This is a genomic window from Actinophytocola sp. (genome assembly GCF_035712165.1).
Lineage (GTDB): Bacteria > Actinomycetota > Actinomycetes > Mycobacteriales > Pseudonocardiaceae > DASYTH01.
The window spans coordinates 1-3,578 of record NZ_DASTBH010000005.1 but is presented as its reverse complement, the minus strand read 5'-3'; the positions used below and the strand labels follow the sequence as shown (position 1 = coordinate 3,578).

The 3,578-nt window shown below is 72.0% G+C and carries 5 protein-coding genes; 2 read left to right on the top strand and 3 right to left on the bottom strand.

What is annotated here, in order from left to right; genetic code table 11:
• Positions 1-40: 40 nt before the first annotated feature.
• Entirely contained in the window at positions 41-244 is a 204-nt protein-coding gene (locus tag VFO68_RS00260; protein ID WP_325156051.1) for a cold-shock protein, read from the bottom strand.
• A 324-nt stretch (positions 245-568) separates the two neighbouring features.
• Here VFO68_RS00260 and VFO68_RS00255 point away from each other — a divergent pair, with 324 nt between their 5' ends.
• Both VFO68_RS00255 and VFO68_RS00250 read left to right on the top strand, forming a co-directional pair.
• A complete protein-coding gene (locus VFO68_RS00255; protein ID WP_325156050.1) occupies positions 569-1,801 on the top strand; it encodes a L,D-transpeptidase in 1,233 nt (410 codons plus the stop codon).
• Positions 1,802-1,810: 9 nt separating this feature from the next.
• Positions 1,811-2,689, top strand: coding sequence for a helix-turn-helix transcriptional regulator (locus tag VFO68_RS00250; RefSeq protein WP_325156049.1), 879 nt, complete (start codon positions 1,811-1,813; stop codon positions 2,687-2,689).
• Here VFO68_RS00250 and VFO68_RS00245 read toward each other — a convergent pair.
• Positions 2,682-3,230 (bottom strand): hypothetical protein, encoded by a 549-nt coding sequence (locus VFO68_RS00245; RefSeq protein WP_325156048.1) that lies wholly within the window; start codon positions 3,228-3,230, stop codon positions 2,682-2,684. The genes VFO68_RS00250 and VFO68_RS00245 overlap by 8 nt on opposite strands.
• A partial coding sequence (locus VFO68_RS00240) for a hypothetical protein (protein WP_325156047.1) occupies positions 3,227-3,578 on the bottom strand: 352 nt, incomplete at its 5' end. The genes VFO68_RS00245 and VFO68_RS00240, both read right to left, overlap by 4 nt.

Sequence of the window (3,578 nt, the reverse complement as noted above, 5' to 3'; positions counted from 1 at the left end):
GACCGCTGCGGCGGTCGGGGCCCCCGGTCGCACTGGAGCTTTATAGCGCGCGTACGTTCTGTGCCTGTGGGCCCTTTGTGCCCTGCCCAATCTCGAACTCGACACGCTGGTTCTCTTCCAGGGTGCGGAAGCCCTTCCCCTGGATCTCCGAGTAGTGCACGAAGACGTCCGGACCGTCACCCTCCTGGGCGATGAACCCGTAGCCCTTTTCGGAGTTGAACCACTTGACAGTGCCCTGTGCCATATACCTGCCTCCATCGCAGGATCAGCGTGGGACCGCACCATGCGACCCCGGCAGCCCCCGGGCGTTGCCTTCGCCAACCGCGACGAGAAAGCAGCACGCCCGCGTTGTCGTTCCGCGAGCGTGGATAAAGCACGAACACAGAAACTACGGCCTGCGGGCCAGAGCCTATCGCCTAGTGGTAGGAACGCACTACTACTCGTAGCGCCCGATTTGGACCTTGGTTCCGATCTTCGCAGGGTGCGTGCCTCCACGGTTCATGTGATCTGAGTCACACGTTCGACGGCCAACGTTCGGGGCCGCCGCGGCGTCGATAATGGTGTGACGATGGGGAACGCAACGGGTCGGGCGGTTACGGACAGAACGGGACATTTAGCCCGTCGTCCGCTGGTGTGGGTCGTCCTGGCCCTGGCCGCCACGCTCGGACTGGCCGCCTGTTCGGGTGACGGCGGCACTCCGGTGGGCTCGGGCTCCGGCGGCGAGCAGCAGGCGGCGCCGGCCAAGCCGCCCAAGCCGGCCGCCGCGGTGACGATCAACCCGGCCGCCGGGGCGGCGGACATCAGCCCGGCACAGCCGGTCACGGTGACCGTCGCGGACGGCACGATCACCACGATCGCCCTGACCAACGCCGAGGGCAAGCCGGTCACCGGCCAACTCTCCCCGGACAAGACCTCCTGGACCACGACCGAGGCGCTCGGCTACGGCAAGACCTACACCTGGTCCGGCACCGCCGACGGCGCCGACGGCAAGCCCAAGGAGATCGCCGGCACGTTCACCACGGTCAAGCCGAAGCGGCAGCCGCGCGCGAAGATCAACACTGGGGACGGGGGCACCTACGGCATCGCGATGCCGATCTCGATCACCTTCGACGCCGCCGTGACCGACAAGGCCGCCGCGCAGAAGGCGCTCACCGTCACCCCGTCGGTGCCCACCGAGGGGGCCTGGGCCTGGCTGGACGACCGCACCGTGCACTGGCGGCCCAAGGAGTACTGGCAGCCGGGCACCAAGGTCTCCGTGACCGCGAAGCTGTACGGCGTGCCGCTGGGCAACGGGTCCTACGGCCGCGAGGACGTGACCTCCCAGTTCGCCATCGGCCGCGCCCAGGTGGTCAAGGCCAACACCCAGACCCACCGCTGGGTCGTGATCCGGGACGGCAAGACAATCGCCGACTACCCCGCGAGCTTCGGCCTGGAGTCCGACCCCGGCCGGGTCACCAAGAGCGGCACCCACGTGGTGATGGGCAAGAGCGCCAAGTACTTCATGAACAACCCGCGCTACGACTACGAGAACGTCGAGGTGCAGTGGGCGGTCCGGCTGTCCAACAACGGTGAGTTCTCGCACGCCGCCCCGTGGTCCCTCAAGGACCAGGGCAAGCGCAACGTCTCGCACGGCTGCGCGAACCTCTCCCCGGCCAACGCCAAGGCCTACTACGACAGCGTGCTGCCCGGCGACCCGGTGGAGATCACCGGCAGCACCCAGCAGCTGTCCGCCAAGGACGGCGACTACTACGACTGGGCGATCAGCTGGGAGAAGTGGTTGGCGAAGTCCGCCGCCTCGTAGGGTGAGCGGATGCCGCCACCCCGCCGCCGGATTCCCGCCGCGCTGACCCGGGTGCTGGGCAACGGAAGCCCGGTCGCGGCCGACCAGACCGGCGACCCGGACCAGGTCGCGGTGGGCTACCTCGTCGTCCGGGCCTCGGGGGCGAGCGCGGCCCGGTCGGCCATGGGCGGCGGCGCCCGCAGGGACCGGGAACCGGAGCGGATCCAGCTGGTGATGCGGGCCGCGCTGCCCGGTTACCTGCCGCCCGGCGGGACCGCGCTGACCTACCCGGAGTGCTCGCTGCGGGCGGTGCCGGGCGAGCGGCAGGGCACCGTGCTGCTCACCGTCGCTACGCACCGGCTGTCGATCAACTTCGCCGAGCTGCGGCCGCTGATGTTCCGCCCGGTGCGGCTGGACCGGCCGTTGCAGGGCCTGTTCGCGGCATCGGTCGCGCACCTGCTGGTGGTGGCCGACACGCTCGACCCGCACGGCGTCAAGCCGTACCTGACCGGGCTCGCCGAGCTGGTGCTGCGCAGCGCGCTGCGCGCCGAGCTGGACCGGGCCGACGCGATCGCCACCCGCCGGCGGGAGGCCATCGGCTACATCCGGGCCCACCTGGCCGAGCCGGCGCTGTCCGCCGAGCGGATCGCCGACGCGCTGTTCATCTCCCGGCGCCGGCTGTACCAGCTGTTCGACGACGGCGACGGGGTGCTCGGCCGGATCCGGACGCTGCGGATCGAGCGGGCCAAGGAGCTGCTGTCCGACCCGGTGCACGCGGCCAAAGGGGTCGGGGAGATCTCCCGGCAGTGCGGCTTCGCCAACGCCGCGCACTTCTCCCGCACGTTCCGCAAACTCACCGGCCAGACCCCCCGCGAGTTTCGCGAGGGACAGCGCGACGGGACTACCTGAAGTCCACTGTGGACAGTAGGGAGCCGAGGATGCCGGACAGCTCCAGCCAGCCGCGGCCGGTGAGCGAGTGCAGGGTGAACACCGCCAGGGTGCGGCCGCCCGGTTCGATCACCACCGCCTGGAGCTGGCAGCCGGTCGGCGGACCGGTGCGCAGCGGGTCGGTCACCAGGATCCGCTCGGCGATCACCACCGGGTAGCCGCGCTCGGTGCTGGCCTCGGTCACCTCGCGCAGGTCCGCTCCGCCGTCCTCCAGGTAGGAACGCAGCTCGTCGGCGGCGTCCGGACCGAGCGGCCCGTCGGCCTGGACCACCATGCCGACCAGCACGGCGGGATCGGCGTCCGGATGCTCGAGCACCGCGACCAGCTGGGCGCCGTTGTCGTGCGCCAGTTCGGCGGCGTCCCGGGCGGCCAGCGCGACCCCGGGGTCGTGCGCGGCCTCCCCGCCGCGCGCGTCGATGATCAGCTTGGTCAGCTCGCGTTCGGTGTCCTCGACCGAGCGCGTGGACACCGGCGTGACCCCCTTGACCGCGGCGAGCTTCACCGGTCGGTGGTCCCCCCGCTGGAGCGGAGCGCCGCGGCGAGCGCCGCCGCTCCGCCGGCCGGACCCCGGTCCGGGACCGCAGCCGGCCGTCCGGCCGGCAGCAGCAGCCCGGCCAGCGTGCCGGCGGTGCGCGAGGACCGGGTCAGCGCGCCGGCCGCGGCTCCCAGCACCGGCGTGCGGCCCGGTCCGGACCGGACCCCGCCCCGGGCCTGGACCAGCTCGTCGGCGCACGCGTCGGCGGCCCGCAGGTGGTCACGTTCCAGCCGGCGGGCCCGGTCCAGCACCTCGGCCAGCGTGGCCTCCAACTCGGCCAGCCGGGTCGAGGCCGCGGCCACCTCGGCGCCGGCC

Bases quoted from the DNA above. Each gene is read 5' to 3' on its own strand.
- VFO68_RS00260 (WP_325156051.1), bottom strand. From the start codon at position 244: ATGGCACAGGGCACTGTCAAGTGGTTCAACTCCGAAAAGGGCTACGGG.
- VFO68_RS00255 (WP_325156050.1), top strand. From the start codon at position 569: ATGGGGAACGCAACGGGTCGGGCGGTTACGGACAGAACGGGACATTTA.
- VFO68_RS00250 (WP_325156049.1), top strand. From the start codon at position 1,811: ATGCCGCCACCCCGCCGCCGGATTCCCGCCGCGCTGACCCGGGTGCTG.